Annotated in this window: 17 protein-coding genes and 1 pseudogene; 10 read left to right on the top strand and 8 right to left on the bottom strand. The window is 55.1% G+C overall.

The window, feature by feature from the left end; genetic code table 11:
* The 6 genes from gspL to OGV79_RS07870 all read left to right on the top strand — a co-directional run bounded on the left by gspL (position 1) and on the right by OGV79_RS07870 (position 7,938).
* Entirely contained in the window at positions 1 to 1,146 is a 1,146-nt protein-coding gene (gene gspL / locus OGV79_RS07895) for a type II secretion system protein GspL (RefSeq protein ID WP_286468215.1), read from the top strand.
* On the top strand, positions 1,143 to 1,628 hold the full coding sequence (locus tag OGV79_RS07890) for a type II secretion system protein M (protein WP_286468214.1): 486 nt from the start codon (positions 1,143 to 1,145) through the stop codon (positions 1,626 to 1,628). The genes gspL and OGV79_RS07890 overlap by 4 nt, the downstream gene beginning before the upstream one ends.
* A complete protein-coding gene (locus tag OGV79_RS07885) occupies positions 1,625 to 2,422 on the top strand; it encodes a prepilin peptidase (RefSeq protein ID WP_114848464.1) in 798 nt (265 codons plus the stop codon). Before OGV79_RS07890 ends, OGV79_RS07885 begins: the two co-directional genes overlap by 4 nt.
* Before the next feature lie 264 nt (positions 2,423 to 2,686).
* Entirely contained in the window at positions 2,687 to 5,395 is a 2,709-nt protein-coding gene (locus tag OGV79_RS07880; RefSeq protein WP_012133067.1) for a glycosyl hydrolase family 18 protein, read from the top strand.
* Positions 5,396 to 5,528: 133 nt separating this feature from the next.
* On the top strand, positions 5,529 to 5,972 hold the full coding sequence (gene iagB / locus OGV79_RS07875) for a type III secretion system invasion protein IagB (protein WP_286468213.1): 444 nt from the start codon (positions 5,529 to 5,531) through the stop codon (positions 5,970 to 5,972).
* Positions 5,973 to 6,117: 145 nt separating this feature from the next.
* Positions 6,118 to 7,938 carry a glycoside hydrolase family 19 protein gene (locus OGV79_RS07870; RefSeq protein WP_286468212.1) on the top strand — a complete coding sequence of 607 codons (1,821 nt, stop codon included), beginning with the start codon at positions 6,118 to 6,120 and terminating at the stop codon, positions 7,936 to 7,938.
* Positions 7,939 to 8,088: 150 nt separating this feature from the next.
* Here the strand turns inward: OGV79_RS07870 and OGV79_RS07865 are convergent, their stop codons facing one another.
* The 4 genes and pseudogenes from OGV79_RS07865 to poxB form a co-directional block, all read right to left on the bottom strand.
* On the bottom strand, positions 8,089 to 9,102 hold the full coding sequence (locus OGV79_RS07865; RefSeq protein WP_012133064.1) for a 3-beta-hydroxysteroid dehydrogenase: 1,014 nt from the start codon (positions 9,100 to 9,102) through the stop codon (positions 8,089 to 8,091).
* 98 nt (positions 9,103 to 9,200) lie between these two features.
* Positions 9,201 to 10,631, bottom strand: coding sequence for an SDR family oxidoreductase (locus OGV79_RS07860; RefSeq protein WP_286468211.1), 1,431 nt, complete (start codon positions 10,629 to 10,631; stop codon positions 9,201 to 9,203).
* Between the two features lie 10 nt (positions 10,632 to 10,641).
* A pseudogene (ltaE, locus tag OGV79_RS07855) lies at positions 10,642 to 11,643 on the bottom strand (low-specificity L-threonine aldolase).
* A gap of 38 nt (positions 11,644 to 11,681) precedes the next feature.
* Complete coding sequence (gene poxB, locus OGV79_RS07850; protein WP_130028212.1) at positions 11,682 to 13,400, bottom strand: ubiquinone-dependent pyruvate dehydrogenase; 1,719 nt, start codon at positions 13,398 to 13,400, stop codon at positions 11,682 to 11,684.
* Positions 13,401 to 13,553: 153 nt separating this feature from the next.
* Here poxB and OGV79_RS07845 point away from each other — a divergent pair, with 153 nt between their 5' ends.
* Complete coding sequence (locus OGV79_RS07845) at positions 13,554 to 13,988, top strand: DoxX family protein (RefSeq protein ID WP_024130489.1); 435 nt, start codon at positions 13,554 to 13,556, stop codon at positions 13,986 to 13,988.
* A gap of 89 nt (positions 13,989 to 14,077) precedes the next feature.
* Here OGV79_RS07845 and hcr read toward each other — a convergent pair whose 3' ends face one another.
* The 4 genes from hcr to aqpZ form a co-directional block, all read right to left on the bottom strand.
* On the bottom strand, positions 14,078 to 15,046 hold the full coding sequence (gene hcr, locus OGV79_RS07840; RefSeq protein WP_275166481.1) for an NADH oxidoreductase: 969 nt from the start codon (positions 15,044 to 15,046) through the stop codon (positions 14,078 to 14,080).
* Between the two features lie 11 nt (positions 15,047 to 15,057).
* The gene (hcp, locus tag OGV79_RS07835) at positions 15,058 to 16,710 is read right to left on the bottom strand and encodes a hydroxylamine reductase (RefSeq protein WP_071260105.1); all 1,653 of its coding nucleotides are present in this window, start codon (positions 16,708 to 16,710) and stop codon (positions 15,058 to 15,060) included.
* Between the two features lie 145 nt (positions 16,711 to 16,855).
* A complete protein-coding gene (locus tag OGV79_RS07830) occupies positions 16,856 to 17,755 on the bottom strand; it encodes a LysO family transporter (protein WP_012133055.1) in 900 nt (299 codons plus the stop codon).
* Positions 17,756 to 17,929: 174 nt separating this feature from the next.
* Entirely contained in the window at positions 17,930 to 18,625 is a 696-nt protein-coding gene (gene aqpZ, locus OGV79_RS07825) for an aquaporin Z (RefSeq protein WP_024130486.1), read from the bottom strand.
* Positions 18,626 to 18,915: 290 nt separating this feature from the next.
* On the opposite strand from aqpZ, the gene OGV79_RS07820 reads away from it, so the two are divergent.
* From OGV79_RS07820 to macB, 3 genes are all read left to right on the top strand, one after another.
* The gene (locus OGV79_RS07820; protein ID WP_049009763.1) at positions 18,916 to 20,574 is read left to right on the top strand and encodes an ATP-dependent endonuclease; all 1,659 of its coding nucleotides are present in this window, start codon (positions 18,916 to 18,918) and stop codon (positions 20,572 to 20,574) included.
* Between the two features lie 166 nt (positions 20,575 to 20,740).
* Entirely contained in the window at positions 20,741 to 21,838 is a 1,098-nt protein-coding gene (gene macA / locus OGV79_RS07815; protein ID WP_371417097.1) for a macrolide transporter subunit MacA, read from the top strand.
* Entirely contained in the window at positions 21,835 to 23,781 is a 1,947-nt protein-coding gene (gene macB, locus OGV79_RS07810; protein ID WP_286468210.1) for a macrolide ABC transporter ATP-binding protein/permease MacB, read from the top strand. Before macA ends, macB begins: the two co-directional genes overlap by 4 nt.
* Positions 23,782 to 23,889: the final 108 nt, after the last annotated feature.

Below are 23,889 nucleotides of genomic sequence, written 5' to 3'. Positions count from 1 at the left end.
ATGAAACAGGTACTTTTTATTCGTCCCGATGAAAACGTGGACGGGAAAATCGAGTGGTGCGTCTCCGGTAGCCAGCAGGTGGCAACGCTGGAAAGCCGGGATGCGCTGAGAACGCTTGCCGTAAATCCCCTGGCGACACGCGTTTGTTTGCTGTTGCCCGCCAGTGAGATGGTGTTCCGTCATTTTACCCTGCCCAAAAAAGGGTTATCGACGGCCTCCACACCGTTTTCATGGCTGGCGGAAGAGACGCTGATCGGCGATGTGGACTCGCTGCACTGGACGGTATTGCGGAAAAAAGGGCGGGAAGTGGATGCCGTGGCTATTGACGCCACCTGCTTTGAGCGCTGGCTTGCGCTGTGCGAAGAGGCCGGACTGAAGGTGATTCAGGTATTGCCGGACGCCATTCTGCTGCCGGTAAACGAAGGCGGCAGTACGCTGGTTTCCTGTGACGAAAGCTGGTGGCTGCGCTTTCCGCCGTTCGGCGCCTGCGAAGCGGATGCTACGCTGCTGCCGCTGTTGCTGGCGCAAGGCGGCGATGGCGAAGTGCGCTGCTACGGCGAAGCGCCTGCGGGTATCGATGTCACTGAACAACTGCCGTGGCAGCATCCGCTGGTATTGATTCAGCCGCAATGGAAAGCGTGTCGCGCCAATATGCTGCATGGCGCATTTGCCGCCTGCGGCAAAGAGGTGGGGCGATTTCGTCATCTGAGGACAGCAATGGCGGTGTCTGCGCTGCTGTCGATGGGGTTGCTGATTGGCCCGCGCGTGGCAATGGCATGGATGTTGGTTCAGCAGGAAAATCAGGTACAGGCCGAGATTGCCCAGGTCGCTCAACACTATTTCCCGAGTCTGCGGCAGAAAACCAATATCAAATACCATTTTGGTCAGAATATTAAAAAACAGAGCAAAGGTATTTTTCTGCAACTTGAGGCGCTGGAACAGGTTAAACAGTCTGTGCCTGCTATTGAGATAAATGAAGTGGAATATGACAACGCGCAGAATGTGTTGACGCTGAATGCGGCCTCGCCGAACGCGCAGGCGCTACAGGATTTCGTTACGCAGGCCACTCCCCATTTTGACTTTGCGTTACAACCGGTTTCGAACCAGTCACCCTATACGGCGATCGTGACGGGGAAATATAAATGAAAGAGCGAATTGCACAATTAAAAGCACGCTATCAAAACTACAGCGATCGCGAGCGTGGTCTTATTACGCTATGTGCGGCGGCGATGTGCTGCGCGGTAATTTATTACGGCGGCATTATTCCGCTGGATCATATGATTCAAAACAGCCAGTCCACGTTAATGCGGCAAAAAGAGACGCTGCGCTGGATGCGGGACGAAATCGATAAAAATCATTTACAGGCGAAAGTCTTAAAAACGAACAACCCGCGAACGGTTATTGAAGAGAGCGCGAAAGAGATCCATCTCGCGTTGTCTGATATTCGTCAGGATGAACGCTCACTCTCTTTTGTTGTTGAACAGGTCAATATTTATGAACTGAAAAACTGGCTACGTGAAGTGAATATCACGTCCGGCGTTCAGTTGCAAAAAATGGATTTGCAGCCGGTCGATCGTCAAAGCGACGTGAAAGCCAATATTACGCTAAGCTGGAATAAAAACGCATGAATACGATCATGTTGTTTCGGGAAAGCTGGCCGATTGGGTTTTGCATAATGAGCGCCTGTCTGGGCGGAATCCTCGGCAGTTTTCTTGGCGTAGTCAGCGAGCGCGTTCCCGCAATGGTGATGGAAAAGGAAGGGGCGGGGAATTTACTTTTTCCTGCCTCGCACTGCGCGGACTGCGGGCATCAACTGGCCTGGTGGGAAAATATTCCGTTACTGAGCTGGTGCTGCCTGCGCGGTCGCTGCCGCCATTGCCAGTCTGTGATTCCCCTGCGCTTGCTGTTGGTGGAGTTAGCCAGTGCGCTTTTTTTTGCGGCAACGGCGGCGGCGCTCCCTTCCTTTGTCACGCTGATCGCGCTGTGGGTTTTATGGTGCGGTTTGCTGCCGCTCACGATGATTGATGCGAAATATATGCTGTTGCCGGATTGTCTCACGCAGCCGCTGCTGTGGGCTGGGCTGCTGCTGCATTGCGTTTTCCACACGATGCCGTTGGCGAGCGCGTTATATGGCGCCGTTGCAGGGTATCTCATTCTGTGGCTGGTGTACTGGAGTTTTCGCCTGCTGACGGGGCGGGAAGGGCTTGGACAGGGCGATTTTAAGCTACTGGCGGCGCTGGGGGCGTGGTGCGGCTGGCAGGCGTTACCGTTATTAATTCTGGTTGCGGCATTAAGCGGTATTGTGCTGTATGGCCTTTTTTACTCTGGCGTAAATAAAGCGGGGCAAATTCCTTTTGGTCCCTGTCTGGCCTTTTCGGGAATGGCGATGTTTATCTTCCAGACATTGCAATTCACATTCTGACGCGGCTGGTCAAGTGTTTTTTTAAATTCTTTCGCCGAGGGAATAAAGGGAACTTATTTATTTTCCAGATTATCATTGTCGCATAAGTTAATAGAATTAATGCTTATGCCATTTTAGGGAGGAGCGTAAAGCGAAATAGATTATTTCATTTTTATAATGGGTTGGTTTCCGTTGTCTTAAATAAATTGCTGTTTGAAATTCGTCCATGCTCTAAGGAATGCATGGCTGTTAAATATTCACGAATAAAATTATCAGGAATTAATAATGAAATTTATGAAGCCTAAATATCTGGCACTTTTTGTGGCAGCAGCGACAAGTCCGGTTTTTGCCGCTGCGCCGGGTACGCCGTCTATTACCAGCGGCAATGATAAATTCGCCATTGTGGAAGTGGATCAGGCTGCGCAGGATTATAACAACCTGGTGAAAGTTCATAACGATGGCGTGGACGTCAAGGTGGAATGGAACGTCTGGAGCGGCGATGCGCCGACCTCCGCGAAAGTGCTGTTGGATGGTAAGACCGTATGGTCTGGCGCAGGTAGCGCTGCCGGTTCTGCGACCTTCAAAGTCAAAAAAGGCGGTCGTTATCAGGAGCAGGTTGAATTATGTAATACCAGCGGGTGTACGAAAAGCGCCAGCAAGCTGATTATTGTGGCGGATACCGACGGTAGCCATCTGCTGCCGCTGAATACCACCATGAAGGAAAACAATAAAACGTTTGCTCAGCATACCGATAAAGTGGTGGGCGCGTACTTCCCGGAATGGGGCGTGTATGGCCGTAATTTCCCGGTGGATAAGATCCCGGCGGCTAACCTGAACCATATCCTGTACGGCTTTATTCCCATTTGCGGCGGCGACGGCATCAATGACAGCCTGAAATCCATCGAAGGTGGCAACAGTTTTGAAGCGCTGAAACGCGCCTGTAATGGCCGACAGGACTATACCGTGGCGATCCACGATCCGTGGGCGGCGTTGCAAAAACCGCAGGCTGGCGTCTCTAACTGGGATGACCCGTATAAAGGCAACTTCGGTCAATTGATGGCGCTGAAAAAAGCGCACCCGGATCTGAAAATCCTGCCATCGGTTGGGGGATGGACGCTTTCCGATCCGTTTTTCCAGATGCATGACAGCGCGATTCGCGCGCGGTTTGTTGCTTCCGTTAAGGATTTCCTGAAGACCTGGAAATTCTTCGACGGCGTAGATATTGACTGGGAATTCCCGGGCGGCGGCGGTCAGAATGAAACGCTGGGCAACCCGCAGCAGGATAAAGCGACCTACACGGCACTGATGCACGATCTGCGCACTATGCTTAACGAACTGTCTGCCGAAACCGGTCGGACTTACGAGTTGACCTCCGCTATCGGTTCCGGTCAGGACAAAATCGAAGACGTGGACTACGCCCAGGCGCAGCAGTATATGGATCACATCTTCCTGATGAGCTACGACTTCTACGGCGGCTGGAGCAACACCGATCTGGGGCACCAGGCGGCGCTGCACGGCGCAGAGTGGAAACCGGACACCAAATATACCACGGAAAATGGCGTCAATGCGTTGCTGGCGCAGGGCGTGCAGCCAGGCAAAATCGTGGTGGGCGCGGGGATGTATGGCCGCGGCTGGACTGGCGTGCATGGCTATACCGGCGACAATCCGTTTACCGGTACGGCTACCGGCCCGGTGAAAGGCACCTGGGAGCCGGGCGTGGTTGATTATCGTCAGATTGTTAACGAATACAAAGGTAAACCAGGCTGGGAATACCGTTACGACGCTGCGGCGGAAGCGCCGTATATTTTCAATAAATCCACCGGCGACCTGATTACCTATGAAGACGCCCGCTCTGCGGCGGCGAAAGGTAAATACGTCCTGGCTAACAACCTCGGCGGCCTGTTCTCCTGGTCTATCGACTCTGATAACGGCGACATTCTGAACGCGATGAACGAAAGCTTGCTGGGTGGGGGTTCTACGCCGGTTGAGCCGGTTGTAACCAACCATGCGCCAGTCGCGACCGCAGTTGACCAGGTCGTCACCGGCCCGGCGACGGTCACGCTGGACGGTTCTGCCTCTACCGACCCGGATGGCGATGCGATCACCTATAAGTGGACGCAGATCTCCGGTCCGTCCGTAACGCTGAACAAGAGCACCAGCGCGAAAGCGAGCTTTAACGTCGCCGCCGTCTCCAGCAATCAGAATCTGGCGTTCCGTCTGACCGTTACCGATGCGAAAGGTCTGAGTAACGCCATTGACGTTCAGGTTGTGAACAAAGCGCCAAAAGCGAACCAGGCTCCGGTTGTGAATCCGCTGGAAACGGTGTCGCTTGAAGCAGGCGCAACCTACACGCTGAATGCGCAGGCTGCCGATCCTGATGGCGACGCGTTGACCTACGCCTGGAGCGTACCGGGCGACATGAACGCGACGGGGACGGACACCTCCAGCGTGACCATCACCGCGCCGGAAGTGAGCTCCGCCTCGACTTACACCGTCAGCGTCGTGGTCAGCGATGGTAAAACCAGCGTGCAGTCCAACGTGCAGATTAACGTTACGCCAAAAGCAGCGCCGGTGCCGTCCGACGAAGGGACGACACCGTCTGATGAAGGCACCACGCCAGCCGATGAGGGGACGACGCCGTCTGATGAAGGCGCGGCAACCGGCGGTTGCGACAGCCCGGTTGATGCCAATGCCAGCCACTACGCGGCATGGGACGCCAGCAAAATCTACAACAATGGCGATACCGTGAGTTTCGATCACCTGGTGTGGAAAGCGAAGTACTGGACGCAGGGCAATCAGCCAGGCTTTGGCGTGGACGCGTGGGAACTGGTCAGCCAGGTGAAATTCAACTGGCGTTCCGATGTGGTTTACAACGGCGGTGAGACTACCACCTATCAGGGGTCTGTATACCGCGCCAAATGGTGGACGCAGGGTGATAAACCCGGCAACAGCGATGTGTGGGTGAAAGAAGGCGCCGCCGCAGACTGTCAATAATCCTCTTACCTTAATAATGCGGATACGTTATCTATCCGCGAAGGGTAGCCGCCCCTGTCTGGGGGCGGCCATCTCTAAAAAATAATGTGCATAACGAACAAGGAGCAGATCACCCCGACAACCGGATAAAAATATGAAACGTTTAATTTTGTTGTTATTGATGTTAAGCCAAAGCGCGTTTGCCAACTGCTGGGACAGAGCCGCAAATTATTATCATGTTGACCCGTATTTATTATTTTCCATTGCGCAAGTTGAGTCTGGCATGAATCCCTATGCGGTAGGACGAAACCACGACGGAACAAGAGATGTCGGGTTGATGCAAATAAATAGCTCGCATTTTTCAGCGCTGAAACGCCGTGGCATTGATGAGTATCGACTGATGCTGGAACTCTGTACATCTATTATGGTCGGCGCGTCGATCTTATCCGATATGATCAAAGTATATGGTTATAACTGGGAGGCGGTAGGCGCATATAACGCCGGGGTTAAAAAAGAGAATTACCCGCAGCGCATGATTTACGCGCATAAAGTCTGGGAAACATACCAGCGTATAAAAATGACCACGCAATATAAATAAATCCAGCCGCTTTTATTTTTTGAAGAATTCCTGCTGGTGTTCTTCGAAAAGTAAAACCCCAGGTTCTGACGTTTGTTTATTCGTGTTGTTAATGGACAACGCAGAATTTGAATTAATCATTATTGTATATAAAGGAAAAATTGAAATGAGCAAAAGGACATTATTGAGTGTACTCATTGCGGGTGCCTGTACGGTGCCGTTTATGGCGCAAGCAAATACATTGCAGGCCAGCAGCAGTGAGCCTTACACCATAAAAGCCAGCGATCTGGCGAAAAAGGAGCAGGAGCTGACAAATTTCCCGTTGATGGCTTCGGTGAAAGAGACGATCCAGACGCTGGATAATGCCCAGGTAGAACTCATTGAACCCGGTCGCGCCGCCAACCCGGAAAACGTCAAACGCGTTGAGGGGATCATCAAAGCCAGCGACTGGGAATATCTTTTCCCGCTGCGTGCTAAAGAATATACCTACAGCAATTTCCTGAAAGCAGTCGGCAAATTCCCGGCGCTGTGTAAGACCTATAACGATGGTCGCGACAGTGATGCGATTTGCCGCAAAGAGCTGGCAACGATGTTCGCCCACTTTGCGCAGGAAACCGGCGGCCATGAGAGCTGGCGTCCAGAGGCCGAATGGCGTCAGGCGCTGGTATATGTGCGTGAAATGGGCTGGAGCGAAGGGCAGAAAGGTGGCTATAACGGCGAATGTAACCCGAGCGTCTGGCAGGGGCAAACCTGGCCGTGCGGCAAAGACAAAGATGGCGAATTCCTGAGTTACTTTGGCCGCGGTGCGAAACAGTTGTCCTATAACTACAACTACGGGCCGTTCTCCGAAGCGATGTATGGTGACGTTCGCACGCTGCTGGATAAACCGGAGCTGGTTGCCGATACCTGGCTGAACCTGGCGAGCGCTATTTTCTTCTTCGCCTACCCGCAGCCGCCGAAACCTAGCATGTTGCAGGTCATCGATGGCACCTGGCAGCCGAACGCGCACGATAAGGCTAACGGTCTGGTGCCCGGCTTTGGCGTCACCACCCAGATTATCAACGGCGGCGTTGAATGCGGCGGCCCGACGGAAATCGCGCAGTCGCAGAACCGTATCAAATACTACAAAGAGTTCGCTAACTACCTGAAAGTACCGGTTCCGGCAGATGAAGTGCTGGGCTGCGCCAACATGAAGCAGTTCGATGAAGGCGGCGCGGGCGCATTGAAGATCTACTGGGAACAAGATTGGGGATGGAGTTCGGATACGCCGGACGGCAAAACCTATGCCTGCCAACTGGTGGGTTATCAGACGCCATTCAGCGCGTTTAAAGAGGGGGATTACACGAAATGTGTACAGCATTTCTACAATGTGAACATCATTAATGATGACGGTTCTTCGACTAAACCGGATGAAGAGCCCGTAACGCCAACACCGGCTGATGATACGCCCGCACCTGCGCCAGTGCCGGATGAAACGCCAGCAGAGCCGACCACCGTTAACCATGCGCCGGTAGCCCATATCGCAGGGCCGATTGGCGCGGTAGATGCGGGGGCGCAGGTCTCTTTGAGCGCGGAGGGTTCGACTGACGAAGACGGCAACAAGCTGACCTACACCTGGCGTGCTCAGGATGGTCAGACCGTGTCTGGCGAAGACAAAGCGGTCGTAACCTTCGCCGCGCCGGAAGCGGCGACCGCTCAGCAGTACGAGGTGAGTCTGACCGTCAGTGATGGTGAGCTGAGCAGCACCACCTCTTATCTGCTCAACGTGAAAGCGAAAGCGGCAACGCCATCTCAGGACGACGGCGATTCGGGTTCGTATCCGGCATGGAGCGCGAACAGCAAGTACAATGCGGGCGATATCGTGAATAACCACGGTAAGCTGTTCCAGTGCAAACCATTCCCGTATAGCGGCTGGTGTAATACGGCGCCGGCCTATTATGAACCCGGCGCGGGTCTGGCATGGTCTGACGCGTGGAGCGCGCTGTAATGACAATATAAAACGACAACGCCTGAAATGCCCAATGGCGAAGGCTTATCGGGCCTGCGGCGGGTGAGTCGTATCTATTGTGCCATCCGGTACAACAACGATCTGACGGCAACCTGATGGTTGCCGTTTTTTGTGTTCACTGTGCGCCGGTCAGCGCGGTAGCTTGCCGTGATCGCGCAGCCAGGCGGCGGTACGCTCAATGCCTTCATCCAGCGTGACGATGGGCTGATAGCCCAGTTCTTCTTGGGCGCGCGTGGTGTCCAGCGTAAAATCGAAATTCAGCTTGGAAACGCCGTAGTGCGTCAGCGTCGGCTCTTTCGCCGATTTATTGCCGAAACGCTCCATGCTGCGGGCGATCATATCCAGCATCGGATACGGAACCGAACGGATTCGGCAATCAATGTTTAATTCATCAATCAGCTTTTGCACAATGCTGCGCAGCGTCCGGTGTTCGCCATTTGTGATGTTATAGACCCGACCAGAAGGCAGCTTGTCACTGCTTTCCTGGCTTGCCAGCCACATCGCATGGACGGCATTTTCATAATAAGTCATATCCACCAACGCGCTGCCGCCGTGCGGCAACAGAACGCTGCCGTAGTGGTGCATCATATGCGCCAGACGCGGAATAAAGACTTTATCGTGTGGGCCAAACAGGCTTTGCGGGCGCAGGACGGTAAAACGCGTCTGCGGGTTGGCCTGCGCCAGCAGGTTAATCACCTCTTCACCGGCCGCTTTGCTGCGTGCAAATTCGTTGGCGAAGCGGTGCGGACGAAAATCCTCTTTGATATCGCGATGGTGGTGATAATCAAAATAGAGTGACGGAGAGGAGATATGAATAAAGTTACGTACGCCCCAGGCGACGGCCCATTCGCCGAGGCGTCGGGTGGCGCGGACGTTCGCCAGATCGAAGGCTTCCTGGGTTCCCCACGGCGAGGTGAAACTGGAGCAGTGCCACAGCGTATCAATGCCTGCGAGCATCACTTTTGCCTGCGAAGAGACCAGCTCGGTCAAATCCGCATGGACAAATTCCGCTCCCATTTTTTGCAGCAGCTTGCCCATCGCTTCATTGCGACCGGTAGCTCTGACGCTGATGCCTTTATTGCGCAAAAACTCAACCGCGTTTCGACCTAAGCCGCTGGTGGCGCCGGTAACCAGTACCTTCATATCAATCCACTGTGGTTAATAGAACTTCGTGCGCATTCTTCCGTGAATTACGTCGGTATGCAATGGGAAACATGAAAGAATACAGTATGTTTTTATGATTAATCTGTGATTTGTTCTGCAAGCCGGGCGATTCGCTTTGCCATGCCCCGGAAAATAAAGAGATGCGCCGGGATCATCAGCAGCCAGTAGAAAAGGCCGGGCATCCCGTGCGGGTGCCACCAGGCGCGCACGTCAATTTGCCGGTGATCGCCTTTATCTTCAAGGGTAAAGCTCAGACGGCCAAGGCCCGGCGCTTTCATGCCAAACAGTAAGGTCAGCTGCTTTTCCGGCTCGACAATGATGACTTTCCAGCTGTCCACCGTGTCGCCGGTCTGAAGAAGCGCGTGTTCAGGTCGGCCTTTTGCCAGCCGATGCCCCACCAGCAGATCCATTGCCGCACGCGTTTTCCAGAGAATATTGCCAAAGAAATAGCCTTCTTTGCCGCCGAGACGGTTGATCACCTGCCACAGGGCTTTCCGGCTGGCGGAGGTTTTAACCGTGAATCCGGCCTGTTTGGCAAAATAGCCATACTCTGGTCGCCAGCGGGCAAACGCCTGGGCGTCGTATCCCCAGTCGCTGGAGTTGACCAGTTTTTCTTCCTCCTTCAGCGTGCGACGCACGGCATCGTCAAAGGAGATGAGCGTCTGGGGGACCAACGCCCGCAGTTCGGTATCATCGGCCAGCAGGTCATGTTTCAGCCCCTGGATCAGCGCTTTTGCCGTGGTCGGCGGAACGGACGTAATGACATTTAAAAACCAGACTGAAATCCAGCGGGTCGGAAAAGGGATGGGGATCAGCAGGCGATGTTTGCCGCTGACGGCCATAAAGTGCTTGAACTGCTCCTGATAGCTTAAGACCTGCGGCCCGGCGGCTTCGAGAACCCGGTGCTCGCGGGCAGGGTGATCCAGCAACGCCACCAGATAATGCAGCAAATTTTCCAGCGCGATGGGCGTGGTTCGGGAGCGCACCCAGCGAGGCGGCGTCAGCACTGGCAGGTTGTAGACCATATCGCGCATCACTTCGAAGGCGGCTGAACCTGCGCCGACGATAATGCCGGCGCGCAGTTCAGTCACCGGCACGCCGGATTCGCGCAGCGTCTCCGCAGTTAACTGCCGGGCGCGCAAATGGTCAGACTGCTCATGTTTCGGCGCCTGCAACGAGCTGAGGAATATGAGCTGTTTGACCGGTACTTCACGCAGCGCATCGCGCACGTTCATCGCAACCTGGCGCTCATGGGCAATAAAATCGCCGCCTTCGCCCATGCCATGCACCAGATAATAGACGGTGTCGACCTCGCGGAGCAGCGCGGGCAGATTATCCGGCCAGTTGAGATCGACTTTATGACAACTGACGTTAGCCAGTTGCTGTTTTTCCAGCCGTTCAATGCGACGTGCCGCCGCCAGAATCTGATGCCCTTGCGCGCTGAGCGCCCGCACCAGATGTTGACCAATGTAACCACTGGCGCCAAGAACCAAAATACGTTGCGGCACGTCCGTCTCCTTAGCGGGTTAAAAAGGCGCGCCAGTGGGCGGCGACTTCAGCAAGCTGTTCACGCGATACGTCCAGATGCGTCACCAGACGCACGATCGGCGACGCGTTAATCAGCACGTCATGCGCCTTCATGTATTCGCCCAGCGCCGCCGCGTTCTCTTCACCAACGCGGACAAACAGCATATTGGTGTCGTGACGCATAACATCCGCGCCGGCTTCACGCAGTTGCTCCGCCATCCAGGCCGCGTTGTCGTGATCGTCCTGTAAACGTGCGACGTTATTTTTCAACGCGTACAGCCCGGCGGCCGCCAGAATGCCGGCCTGACGCATACCGCCGCCGGTCATTTTGCGCCAGCGGATGGCGCGCTTAATGTAATCCTGGTTGCCGACTAACAGTGAGCCTACCGGCGTCCCCAGACCTTTTGACAGGCAAATGGTGAATGAGTCGCAGTATTGGGTAATGTCTTTCAGTTCGCAGCCGTAGGCGACGACCGCGTTAAAAATACGCGCGCCGTCAACGTGCAACGCCAGACCGCGCTCGCGGGTAAATTCCCACGCCTGTTTTAAATATTCTCACGGCAGCACTTTACCGTTGTGGGTGTTTTCCAGACTGAGTAAGCGAGTGCGGGCAAAATGGATATCATCCGCCTTGATCTTCGCGGCGACCTTATCCAGCGGCAACGTACCGTCTGCGGCGGCATCAATGGGCTGCGGTTGAATGCTGCCCAGCACCGCCGCGCCGCCTGCCTCGTACAGATAGTTATGCGCGCCCTGACCGGCGATATACTCTTCGCCGCGTTCACAGTGGCTGAGCAGAGCGACCAGGTTAGCCTGAGTGCCGGTGGGTAAAAAAATCGCCGCGTCTTTGCCGGAAAGCTCAGCGGCGTATTGCTGGAGGGCGTTGACGGTTGGGTCATCTCCGTACACGTCGTCCCCGACCGGGGCGGCCATCATTTCTTCGAGCATGGCACGACTTGGCCGGGTGACGGTATCACTACGTAAATCGATCATTGCACATCCCTATAGTTTAAAAGGCGATGTGCATTGTTTTACCTTAGCCAGTTGGTTTTCGCCAGTTCGATCACTTCATCACCGCGCCCGCTGATGATCGCGCGCAGCATATACAGGCTAAACCCTTTGGCCTGCTCCAGTTTGATTTGCGGCGGAATGGCCAGTTCTTCTTTCGCCACGACCACATCGACCAGTACCGGACCGTCGATAGACAGTGCACGTTGCAGCGCCTCGTCGACGTCGGCGGCTTTTTCAACGCGGAGCCCTGTAATGCCGCAGGCTTCAGCAATGCGGGCGAAGTTCGTGTCGTGCAGCTCGGTGCCGTCGGTGAGGTAGCCGCCCGCTTTCATCTCCATTGCCACAAAGCCCAGCACGCTGTTGTTGAAAACAACAATTTTTACCGGCAGCTTCATCTGTACGACAGAGAGGAAATCGCCCATTAGCATACTGAATCCCCCGTCGCCGCACATGGCGATCACCTGACGGCTCGGTTCGGTGGCCTGGGCGCCTAACGCCTGCGGCATGGCATTGGCCATTGAACCGTGGTTAAACGATCCCAGCAGACGGCGCTTACCGTTCATTTTCAGATAACGCGCCGCCCATACGGTCGGTGTGCCGACGTCGCAGGTAAAGATGGCGTCATCTGCGGCGAAATGGCTGATCTGCTGCGCCAGATATTGCGGGTGAATCGCTTTCTCGCTCGGTTTGGCTAAATCGTCCAGCCCTTTGCGCGCGTCGCGATAGTGCTCCAGCGCTTTATCAAGGAATTTACGATCGGTTTTTTCTTCCAGCATCGGCAATAACGCGGCGAGCGTGGAGCGAATATCGCCGACCAGCGCCATATCGACTTTACTGTGCGCGCCAATGCTTGCCGGGTTGATATCGATTTGAATGATTTTGGCGTCGGTCGGGTAAAAGGCGCGATAGGGAAACTGGGTGCCGAGCAGGATCAGGGTGTCAGCATTCATCATCGTATGGAAACCGGATGAGAAGCCGATCAATCCCGTCATGCCCACATCGTAAGGGTTGTCGTACTCTACATGCTCTTTGCCGCGCAGCGCATGAACAATTGGCGCTTTAATTTTGGCGGCGAATTCCACCAGCTCTTTATGCGCGCCCGCGCAGCCGCTGCCACACATCAGGGCGATATTGCTGGAGTAACGTAATAGCTGTGCCAGTTTTTTCAGCTCTTCTTCGGCCGGGGTCACGATCGGCAGCGGGGCATGATACCAGTGGGTGCTGGCGCTTTCCGGCGCCGGTTTCAGCGCAACGTCGCCCGGCAGCACCACGACGGAGACGCCACGGTTAAGCACCGCTTTACGCATGGCGATCGCCAGTACCTGCGGAATCTGCTCCGGGGTGGAAACCAGCTCGCAATAGTGGCTGCATTCGCGAAACAGCTCTTGTGGGTGGGTCTCCTGAAAGTAGCCGCTGCCGATTTCGCTGGAAGGAATGTGGGCGGCGATAGCCAGAACCGGAACGTGATTACGGTGGCAATCGAACAGACCGTTAATCAAATGCAGGTTGCCAGGCCCGCATGAACCCGCGCACACCGCCAGTTCACCGGTGAGTTGTGCTTCCGCGCCAGCGGCAAAGGCGGCGACCTCTTCATGGCGCGTCGACATCCAGTCAATTGTCCCCATCCGGTTCAGGCTGTCGCTCAGGCCGTTCAGGGAGTCGCCCGTCACGCCCCAGATACGTTTCACGCCAGCCTGTTCAAGTGTTTTTGCAATGTAAGCGGCAACGGTTTGTTTCATGGTTTTCCATCTCCTGTAATGTGATACCGGTTACAAGTTTAGATGAAGATAATCGTTACGCTTTGTCATCACCCCTTATTTTCAGCAGCTATATTTCAACCGACAGAACGCGTAATTTAATGGCAAACCAGCCGGAACCAGGAGTCAATTCAGATGGTTACAACGTTATTAAATGCAGTGAACCGTATGCTGACGCATGAAGATTTTGGCAAGTTTCTGTTACGCCTCGCAGTAGGGGGGCTGATGCTGTTTCACGGCCTGCATAAACTGTTCGACGGTATTGATGGCATTAGCAATATGCTGATTGCAAAAGGATTGCCCGGGTTTATCGCCTATGGCGTGCTGGTGGGCGAGGTGATTGCGCCTTGCCTGATTGTGCTGGGTATTCTTACGCGTCCTGCCGCGCTGGTGCTGGCATTGACGATGGTGGTGGCGTGGTTAATGGTCGGCACCGGGAAAACCTGGCAACTGGATGCCGTCGGCGCATGGGCGATAGAAAGTTTAGTTTATTTCTTTATTGGCGCGTTGGCGGTGGCGTTTCTGGGAGCGGGGCGGTTCTCTGTTGCGGGAAATTCGGCCTGGCGGTGAAGAATTGCCGGATGGCGGCGTAAATGCCTTACCCGGCCTGGCGAAAAATGGCAGGCCGGGTAAGCGAAGCGTCATCCGGCAATGAGAGCTTATGCCAGAACTAAATCGCCCTGCGGATGGCAGGAGCAGGCCAGCACATAACCGTCGGCGATTTCCGCATCGGTCAGCGTCATGGTGCTGCTGACCGTATATTCACCGGAAACCACTTTGGTTTTGCAGCAGCCGCACACGCCAGCACGACATGCCACAGTCACCGGAACTTTATTGCTTTCCAGCGCGTCCAGCAGCGTGGTGCCGACAGGCGCGTAAAACTCCTGCGCCGGTTGCAGTTTGGTGAACTTCAGACCCTCCGTTGCCGCTTCGGCAACCGGCGTAAAGAACTTCTCTTTAAAGAAGCGCGTTACGCTGAGCGCTTTCACTTCCTGCTCAACCATGTCCATATACGGCGCCGGGCCGCAGGTCATGACGGTGCGCGATGCCAGGTCCGGCACGTTTTTCAGTAATTCAGTGGTCAGGCGACCCGCCACGAAACCGTGGGTCGCATTGTTCTCCGCCACCAGCGTGACCGGGTACTGACGCCATTCCTCAGCGAAAATCACATCCTGCGGCGAACGCACGTTGAAGATCACCTGCACATCTGCCTGCGGGCGGTATTTTGCCAGCCAGCGACGCATCGACATAATTGGCGTGACGCCGCAACCGGCCGCCAGCATCAGGAACTTGTCTTCGGCTTTGTCTTCACAGATAAAGTCGCCCATCGCATCGGACAGCCAGATATAGTCGCCGCGTTTCACCTCGCGGGTTAACCACTGTGAACCTGCGCCTTCATCAATGCGACGGATCGTCAGCGTAATGTACTCGCTCACGCCCGGCGTGGACGAAATGGTGTAGGCCCGCAGCGTATCCGCAGAGTTGCGAATGCTGACCAGCGCATACTGACCGGCACGGTACGGATAGTGATCGTGACACAGTAATGAGAGAGTCCACACATCCGGGGTTTCCTGATGGATGTGATGTACCTGCATCCGCCACGGACACTGAGTGGTTGGCATCGTCATTCTAAAACTCCTTACGCGCTCAACAGTTGCTGCATATCTTCTTCAACGGTGGTGACCTGACGCAGGCCAAATTTCTCGTTGAGGACAGCCAGCAGATCCGGGGTGAAGAAACCTGGCGCAGTCGGCCCGGTCACGATGTTTTTCACGCCCAGAGACAACAGCGTCAGCAGGATGACGATCGCTTTCTGTTCGAACCAGGAGAGCACCAGAGACAGCGGCAGGTCGTTTACGCCACAGCCCAGTTTTTCTGCCAGCGTGACGGCCAGAATGATGGCGGAGTAAGCGTCGTTACACTGACCGGCGTCAACCAGACGCGGCAGACCTTCGATGTCGCCGAATTCCAGTTTGTTGAAGCGGTATTTACCACAGGCCAGCGTCAGAATCAGGCAGTCATCCGGTACGCTGGTCGCGAAATCGGTGAAGTAGTTACGTTCGCCACGCGCGCCGTCACAGCCGCCCACCAGGAAGATGTGACGCAGTTTTTCGCGGCTGACCAGATCGATCAGGCTGTCTGCTGCGCCCAGCAGCGTCTGGCGACCGAAACCAACGGTGATCAGATGCGGGATTTCGCTGTACGGGAAGCCTGCCATCTGCTGCGCCTGGGCGATAACCGGAGAGAAATCTTCACCTTCCAGGTGGTTTACGCCCGGCCAACCGACGATGCTGCGCGTCCAGATACGGTCGTCATACGCGCCAACGGTCGGGTCGATGATGCAGTTAGAGGTCATCACGATAGGGCCAGGGAAGCGGGCGAATTCAACCTGCTGGTTCTGCCAGCCGCTGCCGTAGTTACCGACCAGGTGTTTGAATTTACGCAGTTCCGGGTAACCGTGCGCGGGCAGCATTTCACCGTGGGTATAGACGTTCACGCCAGTCCCTTCGGTCTGCTCCAGCAGGTTGTACAGATCTTTCAGGTCGTGACCGGAGATCAGGATGCACTTACCTTCAACCGCTTTCACGTTAACCTGAGTCGGGGTCGGGTGGCCGTATTTGGTGGTTTCACCGGCATCCAGGATGCTCATCACTTTGAAGTTCATCTGGCCGATTTCCATAGAACATTCCAGCAGAGCGTTCATATCGGAAGGCCAGGTGCCCAGCCACGCCATGATTTTGTGGTACTGCGCGTAGATGTCGTTGTCATACTGACCCAGAACGTGGGCGTGCTCCATATACGCTGCCGCACCTTTCAGGCCATACAGGCAAAGCAGACGCAGGCCGAGGATGTTCTCGCCAATAGCGGCTTTGTCTTTGTTCGGGGTGAACTCGGCGGCCTGACGTTGCAAATCGCCCAGATCGTCGCTGACCAGTTGCAGGTCGGCCATCGGGTTGTTTACCGTGGCGCTTGCATCGATGTTCTGGCACTGCGCTTTCAGCGATTCGCGCAGGGCGATCGCTTCACGGGCATAGCCGACGATACGCGGAGAATCGAAGTTAACGTTGGTCAGAGTAGAGAAAAATGCACGCGGGGCAAAGTTGTCAACGTCATGATCGATGATGCCATATTCACGGGCTTTAACAGCCCATGCAGACAGACCTTGCAGGGACGCAATCAGCAGATCCTGGAGATCGGACGTTTCCGCTGTTTTACCGCACATACCCTGCGCGTAGGAGCAGCCGTTCCCCGCCGGAGTACGGATGGTTTGTTCACATTGCACACAAAACATGGTCACACCTTTTTTAAAGTTATATTTAATATACATGTTTAAGGTTATGCCTGCGCGCAAAGGGATAAAAGTGATTTCTTACATAATTTACAGGGAGATTGATTTAGCGCAATTTTGGCGGCAGGGTTCTACCGCCAGGGAGGTATCAGGCTGAGAAAAAGGCCATCAGGATCGGCACCAGCAGGCTGAGGATAAAACCGTGAACGATGGCGGCAGGCACCATCTCCAGACCGCCTGTACGCTGAAGCACCGGCAACGTGAAGTCCATCGACGTAGCGCCGCATAACCCTAACGCGGTGGAGCGACTGCGACGAACCAGACCGGGGATCAGCATAATCGCTATCAGCTCGCGCGCCAGATCGTTAAAGAAAGCGGCGCTGCCAATTACCGGGCCGAACGATTCGGTCAATAAAATGCCGGACAGGGAATACCAGCCGAAACCCGATGCCATTGCCAGCGCGGTTTTGATCGGCAGGCCGAGAATGAGCGCATTGATAACCCCGCCGAGCATAGAGCTGGCGACCACCACCACGGCGACAATCATCCCCCGGCGATTCAGCACAATCTGTTTTAAGGTCATGCCATTGTTTCGCAACTGGATGCCGATCAGGAATAATAAGAAGATCAGCGTATATTCGCTGGCTTCCGTAGCGTGTTTGAGAAATGCCAGCCCGCTGAGGCCAAGCAGAAAACCCAGCACCACGACGCCGCATAATTTAAGTGACTCAAGTGCCATCGCGATACGTGAAGGTAATTTCTCCTGCTGGTGGTTGTGTCGCCACGGTAGCGAACGTTCCAGCCAGAATAATGCCGCGATGTTGCACAGCAAAATAACGGTAATACTGACAGCGGAATAATGAAAAATAGCGAGCAAATTACTGGCGAGATTATCCAGGAACGCCAGGCTGATCCCCATAAAAAAGAGAATGACGTAGACAATCCAGCTTAACAGCCGGTTGATCAGTTTTAATGCGGCCTGATGCTGAAGCGGAATGAGGTAGCCCACAATCAGTGGAACCAAAATGATTAAAAGTCCTGAAAACATGAACAACCGGGTCCTTTATATGCGAGACAGCGCAATGACACTACCCAATAAAGGCGGTCAGGTAAAGGAGCAAAAAAAGCCGGGTGGCGCTAACGCTTGCCCGGCCTGCTTATTGTACTGTATCGCAGGTCGGGTAAGGCGTAGTCGCCACCCGACACCACGGACTTCACTCAATTAATCGCGTTTTTCAAGCAGCGTGCGGTACAGCACGCCACCCAGAATACCGCCGATAATCGGCATCACCCAGAACAACCACAGTTGTTGTAATGCCCAACCGCCCTGGAAGATCGCAACCGCGGTGCTGCGCGCCGGGTTCACAGAGGTGTTGGTGACCGGAATACTGATCAGGTGAATCAGGGTTAACGCCAGACCAATAGCGATCGGGGCAAAACCCGCCGGGGCGTGTTTGTCCGTCGCGCCATGAATGACCAGCAGGAAACCGGCGGTCAGCACGATTTCAATGACGATGGCGGAAAGCATGGAATAACCGCCAGGGGAATGTTCGCCGTAACCGTTAGAGGCAAAACCGCTGGCAGCGGCATCAAAGCCTGCTTTACCGCTGGCAATCAGATACAGCACCGCCGCGGCAATAATACCGCCGACAACCTGAGCGATAATATAGCCAATGACCTCTTTTGCCGGAAAACGACCGCCAGCCCATAAACCTAATGTCACTGCCGGGTTAAAATGTCCGCCGGAAATATGACCTACGGCGAATGCCATTGTCAGTACGGTCAGACCAAAAGCCAGCGCGACACCCGCAAAACCAATTCCCAGTTCAGGGAATGCCGCAGCCAGAACGGCGCTTCCGCAGCCACCGAAAACGAGCCAGAATGTACCGAAACATTCGGCTGCTAATTTTCTAAACATAACCACCTCAAATAATAAAATTAACCACATTGAATATGCGGCTGTTTTTTTATCGTCATAAAAGGGTGACGACATAATGCAGGAAACTGTATTTTAAGAACGAACGTCACCCAATCACCAGTTAAAAAAATTCAGTTAGTTTGATTTAGGGCAATGTGGTGTGAATCCTTGTTCTGATTTGTCTTAATAAAGAGTGTAGTGCACGGACTTAATGCTGCAATTATCACGCCATGCAACGGATTTTGTCGTTATACTGCGGAAAGGATAAGTTGTTCATTTCTGGAGGATACATGATTCTCGAACGCGTTGAGATTGTGGGTTTTCGCGGGATCAATCGATTATCGTTGATGCTGGAGCAAAACAACGTGCTGATTGGGGAGAACGCGTGGGGGAAATCCAGCCTGCTGGATGCCTTAACTCTGCTGCTGTCGCCAGAATCGGAACTGTATCATTTCATCCGCGAGGATTTCTGGTTTCCCCCCGGAGATATTCAGGGACGTGAACATCATCTGCATATTATCCTCACTTTCCGTGAATCTCAGCCAGGCCGCCATCGGGTGCGTCGATACCGCCCGCTGGAGGCATGCTGGTCTCCCTGTCAGGATGGCTTTCACCGTATTTTCTACCGTCTGGAGGGGGAGAGCGCGGCAGATGGCAGCGTGATGACGCTGCGCAGCTTCCTTGATGGCGACGGCCACCCGCTACCGATCGATGATATTAATCGCCAGGCACACCATCTCATTCGTTTGATGCCGGTACTGCGCCTGCGCGATGCGCGCTTTATGCGACGCATCCGTAACGGTACGGTGCCCGATGTTCCCGATGTTGAAGTTACCGCCTGCCAGCTGGACTTTCTGGCGCGAGAGCTGGCGACCCGTCCGCAGAATTTAACGGACGGGCAGATCCGCCAGGGGCTTTCGGCGATGGTACAGCTGCTGGAGCACTACTTTTCCGAGCAAGGCGCGGGGCAATCCCGTCATCGGTTGATGCGTCGCCGTTCGAACAACGAGCAGCGTAGCTGGCGCTATCTGGACATTATTAACCGGATGATCGACAAACCCGGCGGCCGAACGCATCGCGTGATCCTGCTGGGGCTGTTCTCCACGCTGTTACAGGCGAAAGGGACGCTGCGGCTGGATAAAGATGCCCGACCATTATTATTGGTTGAAGACCCGGAAACGCGTCTGCATCCGATTATGCTGTCGGTGGCATGGCAGTTGTTGAATCTTTTACCGCTGCAACGTGTGGCAACGACCAATTCCGGCGAGCTGCTGTCGCTGACGCCTGTGGAGCACGTTGTCCGTCTGGTGCGTGAATCTTCACGGGTCGCGGCCTGGCGACTGGGGCCTGGCGGGCTGAGCGCGGAAGATGGTCGCCGCATCGCCTTTCATATTCGTTTTAACCGGGCCTCGTCGCTGTTTTCCCGCTGCTGGCTGCTGGTGGAGGGCGAAACGGAAACCTGGGTTATCAACGAACTGGCGCGCCAGTGTGGGCACCACTTCGATGCCGAAGGGATTAAAGTGATCGAATTCGCCCAGTCAGGCCTGAGACCGCTGGTAAAATTCGCCCGCCGGATGGGGATTGAGTGGCATGTGCTGGTGGATGGCGACGAAGCCGGGAAAAAATATGCCGCAACGGTGCGCGGTTTGCTGAATAACGACCGGGAAGAAGAGCGTGAGCACCTGACGGCATTGCCTGCTCTGGATATGGAACATTTTATGTATCGGTCAGGATTTGCTGATGTCTTTCATCGGGTGGCGCAAATACCGGAAAACGTTCCAATGAATATGCGGAAAATTATCTCGAAGGCGATCCACCGCTCGTCAAAGCCTGATTTAGCCATTGAAGTGGCGATGGAGGCCGGGCGACGCGGCGTTGACGCGGTGCCGACGCTGTTCAAAAAAATGTTCTCCCGCGTACTCTGGCTGGCGCGCGGGAGAGCGGATTAACGGCGAAACAGCCGCGACATCTGTGGCGGAATGCAGTCCAGCAATGGATAGCGACGGCGATATTCGGCGCGTTTTTCAGTGTTTGTTTATTTACCGTTAAGGTTTATCTTCCCACTCTGGTGGATATCTCGGGGAATGTTGGATCGTTATGAAGCTCAAGGGAAAAATGAAAAAGCGCTATCTTCTCATCGCCCTCATTATCATCGTGGCGATGTTTACGCTCTGGCGAACGTTAAATGCGCCGCTACCCCACTATCAAACGCTGATTGTCCGTCCGGGCGACCTCCAGCAGAGTGTGCTGGCGACGGGGAAACTGGATGCGCTGCGCAAAGTGGATGTTGGGGCGCAGGTCAGCGGCCAGCTTAAAACGCTGTCGGTCGCAATTGGCGACAAGGTGAAAAAAGATCAGCTGCTTGGCGTTATCGATCCTGAACAAGCGGAAAACCAGATCAAAGAGGTGGAAGCCACGCTGATGGAATTACGCGCTCAGCGCCGACAGGCTGAAGCCGAGTGGAAACTGGCGCGCGTCACCCTGTCACGCCAGCAACAGCTGGCGAAAACCCAGGCGATTTCGCGACAGGAACTGGATACGGCCGCGACGGAAATGGCCGTCAAACAGGCGCAGATCGGCACGATTGACGCGCAGATTAAACGTAATCAGGCTTCTCTTGATACGGCAAAAACCAACCTGGATTACACCCGCATTGTCGCCCCGATGGCAGGCGAGGTGACGCAAATCACCACCTTGCAGGGACAGACGGTGATTGCCGCTCAACAGGCGCCAAATATCCTGACGCTGGCGGATATGAGCACCATGCTGGTGAAGGCGCAGGTTTCCGAAGCGGACGTTATTCACCTGCGTCCCGGACAAAAAGCCTGGTTTACCGTGCTGGGCGACCCTCAGACCCGCTATGAAGGCGCGCTGAAAGATGTCCTGCCCACGCCTGAAAAAGTGAACGACGCTATTTTCTATTACGCGCGTTTTGAAGTTCCTAACCCGAAAGGGATTTTGCGCCTGGACATGACCGCACAGGTGCATATTCAGCTCACAGACATTAAAAACGTGTTGACGATTCCGCTGGCGGCGCTTGGCGACCCGGTCGGCAACAACCGCTACAAAGTCACGCTGTTGCGTAACGGCGAAACCCGTGAACGCGAGGTGTCGATTGGCGCGCGTAACGATACCGACGTGGAGATCGTCAAGGGACTGGAAGAGGGCGATGAGGTGGTGATCAGCGAGAGCAAACCTGGAGCCGCGCAATGACGGCATTGCTTGAGCTGAGCAATATTCGCCGCAGTTATCCGTCAGGTGAAGAACAGGTCGAGGTGCTGAAGGGCATCTCCCTGCAAATTCATGCCGGAGAGATGGTGGCGATTGTCGGCGCGTCCGGTTCCGGTAAATCGACCCTGATGAATATCCTCGGCTGTCTGGATAAACCCACCAGCGGCACCTATCGGATTGCGGGGCGGGATGTCTCCACGCTCGACAGCGACGCGCTGGCGCAACTTCGCCGCGAACATTTTGGTTTTATCTTCCAGCGTTATCATTTGCTCTCACATCTGACGGCGGCGCAAAACGTTGAGGTGCCCGCCGTTTATGCCGGTACGGAGCGCAAACGACGGCTGGAGCGGGCCGAAGAGTTGCTGCAACGGCTGGGGCTGGGCGATCGGGTGGATTATCAGCCTTCGCAGCTCTCCGGCGGGCAACAGCAGCGGGTGAGTATTGCGCGCGCGCTGATGAACGGCGGGCAGGTGATCCTCGCCGATGAACCGACCGGGGCGCTCGACAGCCATTCCGGCGATGAAGTGATGGCGATTCTGCATCAACTGCGCGATCGGGGGCATACGGTCATTATCGTGACCCACGACCCGCAGGTTGCCGATCAGGCCGAACGGGTGATTGAAATCCACGATGGCGAGATCGTGCGTAATCCGCCGTCGCAGAAAACGCAAGCGGGGCAAGGCATTGCGGAGCCCGTCGTCAAAACGGCCTCTGGCTGGAGCCAGTTTGTCAGCGGATTTCGTGAGGCGCTCACGATGGCGTGGCTGGCGATGGCCGCCAATAAAATGCGCACCTTACTCACCATGCTGGGGATTATTATCGGGATTGCGTCGGTGGTGTCGATCGTGGTGGTCGGCGATGCGGCAAAACAGATGGTACTGGCGGATATTCGCGCCATTGGCACCAATACTATCGATATTTACCCCGGTAAAGACTTCGGCGACGACGATCCGCAATATCAGCAGGCGCTGAAATATGACGATCTGAACGCGATTCAGAAGCAGCCGTGGGTAACGTCCGCGACGCCTGCCGTATCGCAAAATCTGCGGCTTCGCTACGGCAACATCGACGTGGCCGCCAGCGCCAATGGCGTCAGCGGCGACTATTTTAACGTCTACGGCATGACCTTTAGCGAGGGGAACACGTTCAACAGAGAGCAGTTGAATGGCCGGGCACAGGTGGTGGTGCTCGACAGCAACACGCGGCGTCAACTTTTCCCCAATAAAGCGAAAGTGGTGGGCGAAGTGATCCTGGTCGGTAATATGCCTGCAACGGTGATCGGCGTGGCCGAAGAGAAACAGTCTATGTTCGGCAGCAGTAAGATCCTCCGCGTCTGGCTGCCGTACAGCACGATGTCCGGGCGGGTGATGGGGCAGTCATGGCTGAACTCCATCACCGTTCGGGTGAAAGAGGGATTTGACAGCGCGCAGGCTGAGCAGCAGCTTACCCGCCTGCTGACGCTGCGCCACGGGAAGAAGGATTTCTTTACCTGGAATATGGACGGCGTCTTGAAAACCGCCGAAAAGACCACACGTACTCTTCAACTGTTCCTGACGCTGGTTGCGGTGATCTCACTGGTGGTTGGGGGGATCGGCGTAATGAACATTATGCTGGTTTCCGTCACTGAACGAACCCGGGAGATTGGCATCCGTATGGCGGTAGGCGCGCGCGCCAGCGATGTGCTGCAACAGTTCTTAATTGAAGCGGTGCTGGTGTGTCTGGTCGGCGGCGCGTTGGGGATCGGGCTGTCGATGCTGATCGCCTTTACGCTACAGATGTTTTTACCCGGCTGGGAAATCGGCTTCTCGCCCGTTGCGCTCCTGACGGCGTTCTTGTGCTCGACGTTTACCGGGATACTGTTTGGCTGGTTGCCCGCACGTAATGCGGCACGACTCGATCCGGTAGATGCGCTGGCGCGGGAGTGAATCTTGCCGGATGTTTGTCCGCCGGGTAAGGCGCGTCAGCGTCGCCATCCGGCAAAAAGCAATGGCGCAGAAATAAAAATGCCAGCCGATCGGACTGGCATTTTGACT

The sequence above is a fragment of the Citrobacter sp. CK185 genome (assembly GCF_030333565.1).
GTDB lineage: Bacteria > Pseudomonadota > Gammaproteobacteria > Enterobacterales > Enterobacteriaceae > Citrobacter_B > Citrobacter_B koseri.
This window is presented reverse-complemented; position numbering and strand designations above follow the sequence as displayed.

Bases quoted from the DNA above. Each gene is read 5' to 3' on its own strand.
- OGV79_RS07865 (WP_012133064.1), bottom strand. From the start codon at position 9,102: ATGAAGGTACTGGTTACCGGCGCCACCAGCGGCTTAGGTCGAAACGCG.
- macA (WP_371417097.1), top strand. From the start codon at position 20,741: ATGAAAAAGCGCTATCTTCTCATCGCCCTCATTATCATCGTGGCGATG.
- OGV79_RS07870 (WP_286468212.1), top strand. From the start codon at position 6,118: ATGAGCAAAAGGACATTATTGAGTGTACTCATTGCGGGTGCCTGTACG.
- OGV79_RS07820 (WP_049009763.1), top strand. From the start codon at position 18,916: ATGATTCTCGAACGCGTTGAGATTGTGGGTTTTCGCGGGATCAATCGA.
- aqpZ (WP_024130486.1), bottom strand. From the start codon at position 18,625: ATGTTTAGAAAATTAGCAGCCGAATGTTTCGGTACATTCTGGCTCGTT.
- hcr (WP_275166481.1), bottom strand. From the start codon at position 15,046: ATGACGATGCCAACCACTCAGTGTCCGTGGCGGATGCAGGTACATCAC.
- OGV79_RS07830 (WP_012133055.1), bottom strand. From the start codon at position 17,755: ATGTTTTCAGGACTTTTAATCATTTTGGTTCCACTGATTGTGGGCTAC.
- OGV79_RS07890 (WP_286468214.1), top strand. From the start codon at position 1,143: ATGAAAGAGCGAATTGCACAATTAAAAGCACGCTATCAAAACTACAGC.
- OGV79_RS07880 (WP_012133067.1), top strand. From the start codon at position 2,687: ATGAAATTTATGAAGCCTAAATATCTGGCACTTTTTGTGGCAGCAGCG.
- poxB (WP_130028212.1), bottom strand. From the start codon at position 13,400: ATGAAACAAACCGTTGCCGCTTACATTGCAAAAACACTTGAACAGGCT.
- OGV79_RS07885 (WP_114848464.1), top strand. From the start codon at position 1,625: ATGAATACGATCATGTTGTTTCGGGAAAGCTGGCCGATTGGGTTTTGC.
- hcp (WP_071260105.1), bottom strand. From the start codon at position 16,710: ATGTTTTGTGTGCAATGTGAACAAACCATCCGTACTCCGGCGGGGAAC.
- gspL (WP_286468215.1), top strand. From the start codon at position 1: ATGAAACAGGTACTTTTTATTCGTCCCGATGAAAACGTGGACGGGAAA.
- macB (WP_286468210.1), top strand. From the start codon at position 21,835: ATGACGGCATTGCTTGAGCTGAGCAATATTCGCCGCAGTTATCCGTCA.
- OGV79_RS07845 (WP_024130489.1), top strand. From the start codon at position 13,554: ATGGTTACAACGTTATTAAATGCAGTGAACCGTATGCTGACGCATGAA.
- iagB (WP_286468213.1), top strand. From the start codon at position 5,529: ATGAAACGTTTAATTTTGTTGTTATTGATGTTAAGCCAAAGCGCGTTT.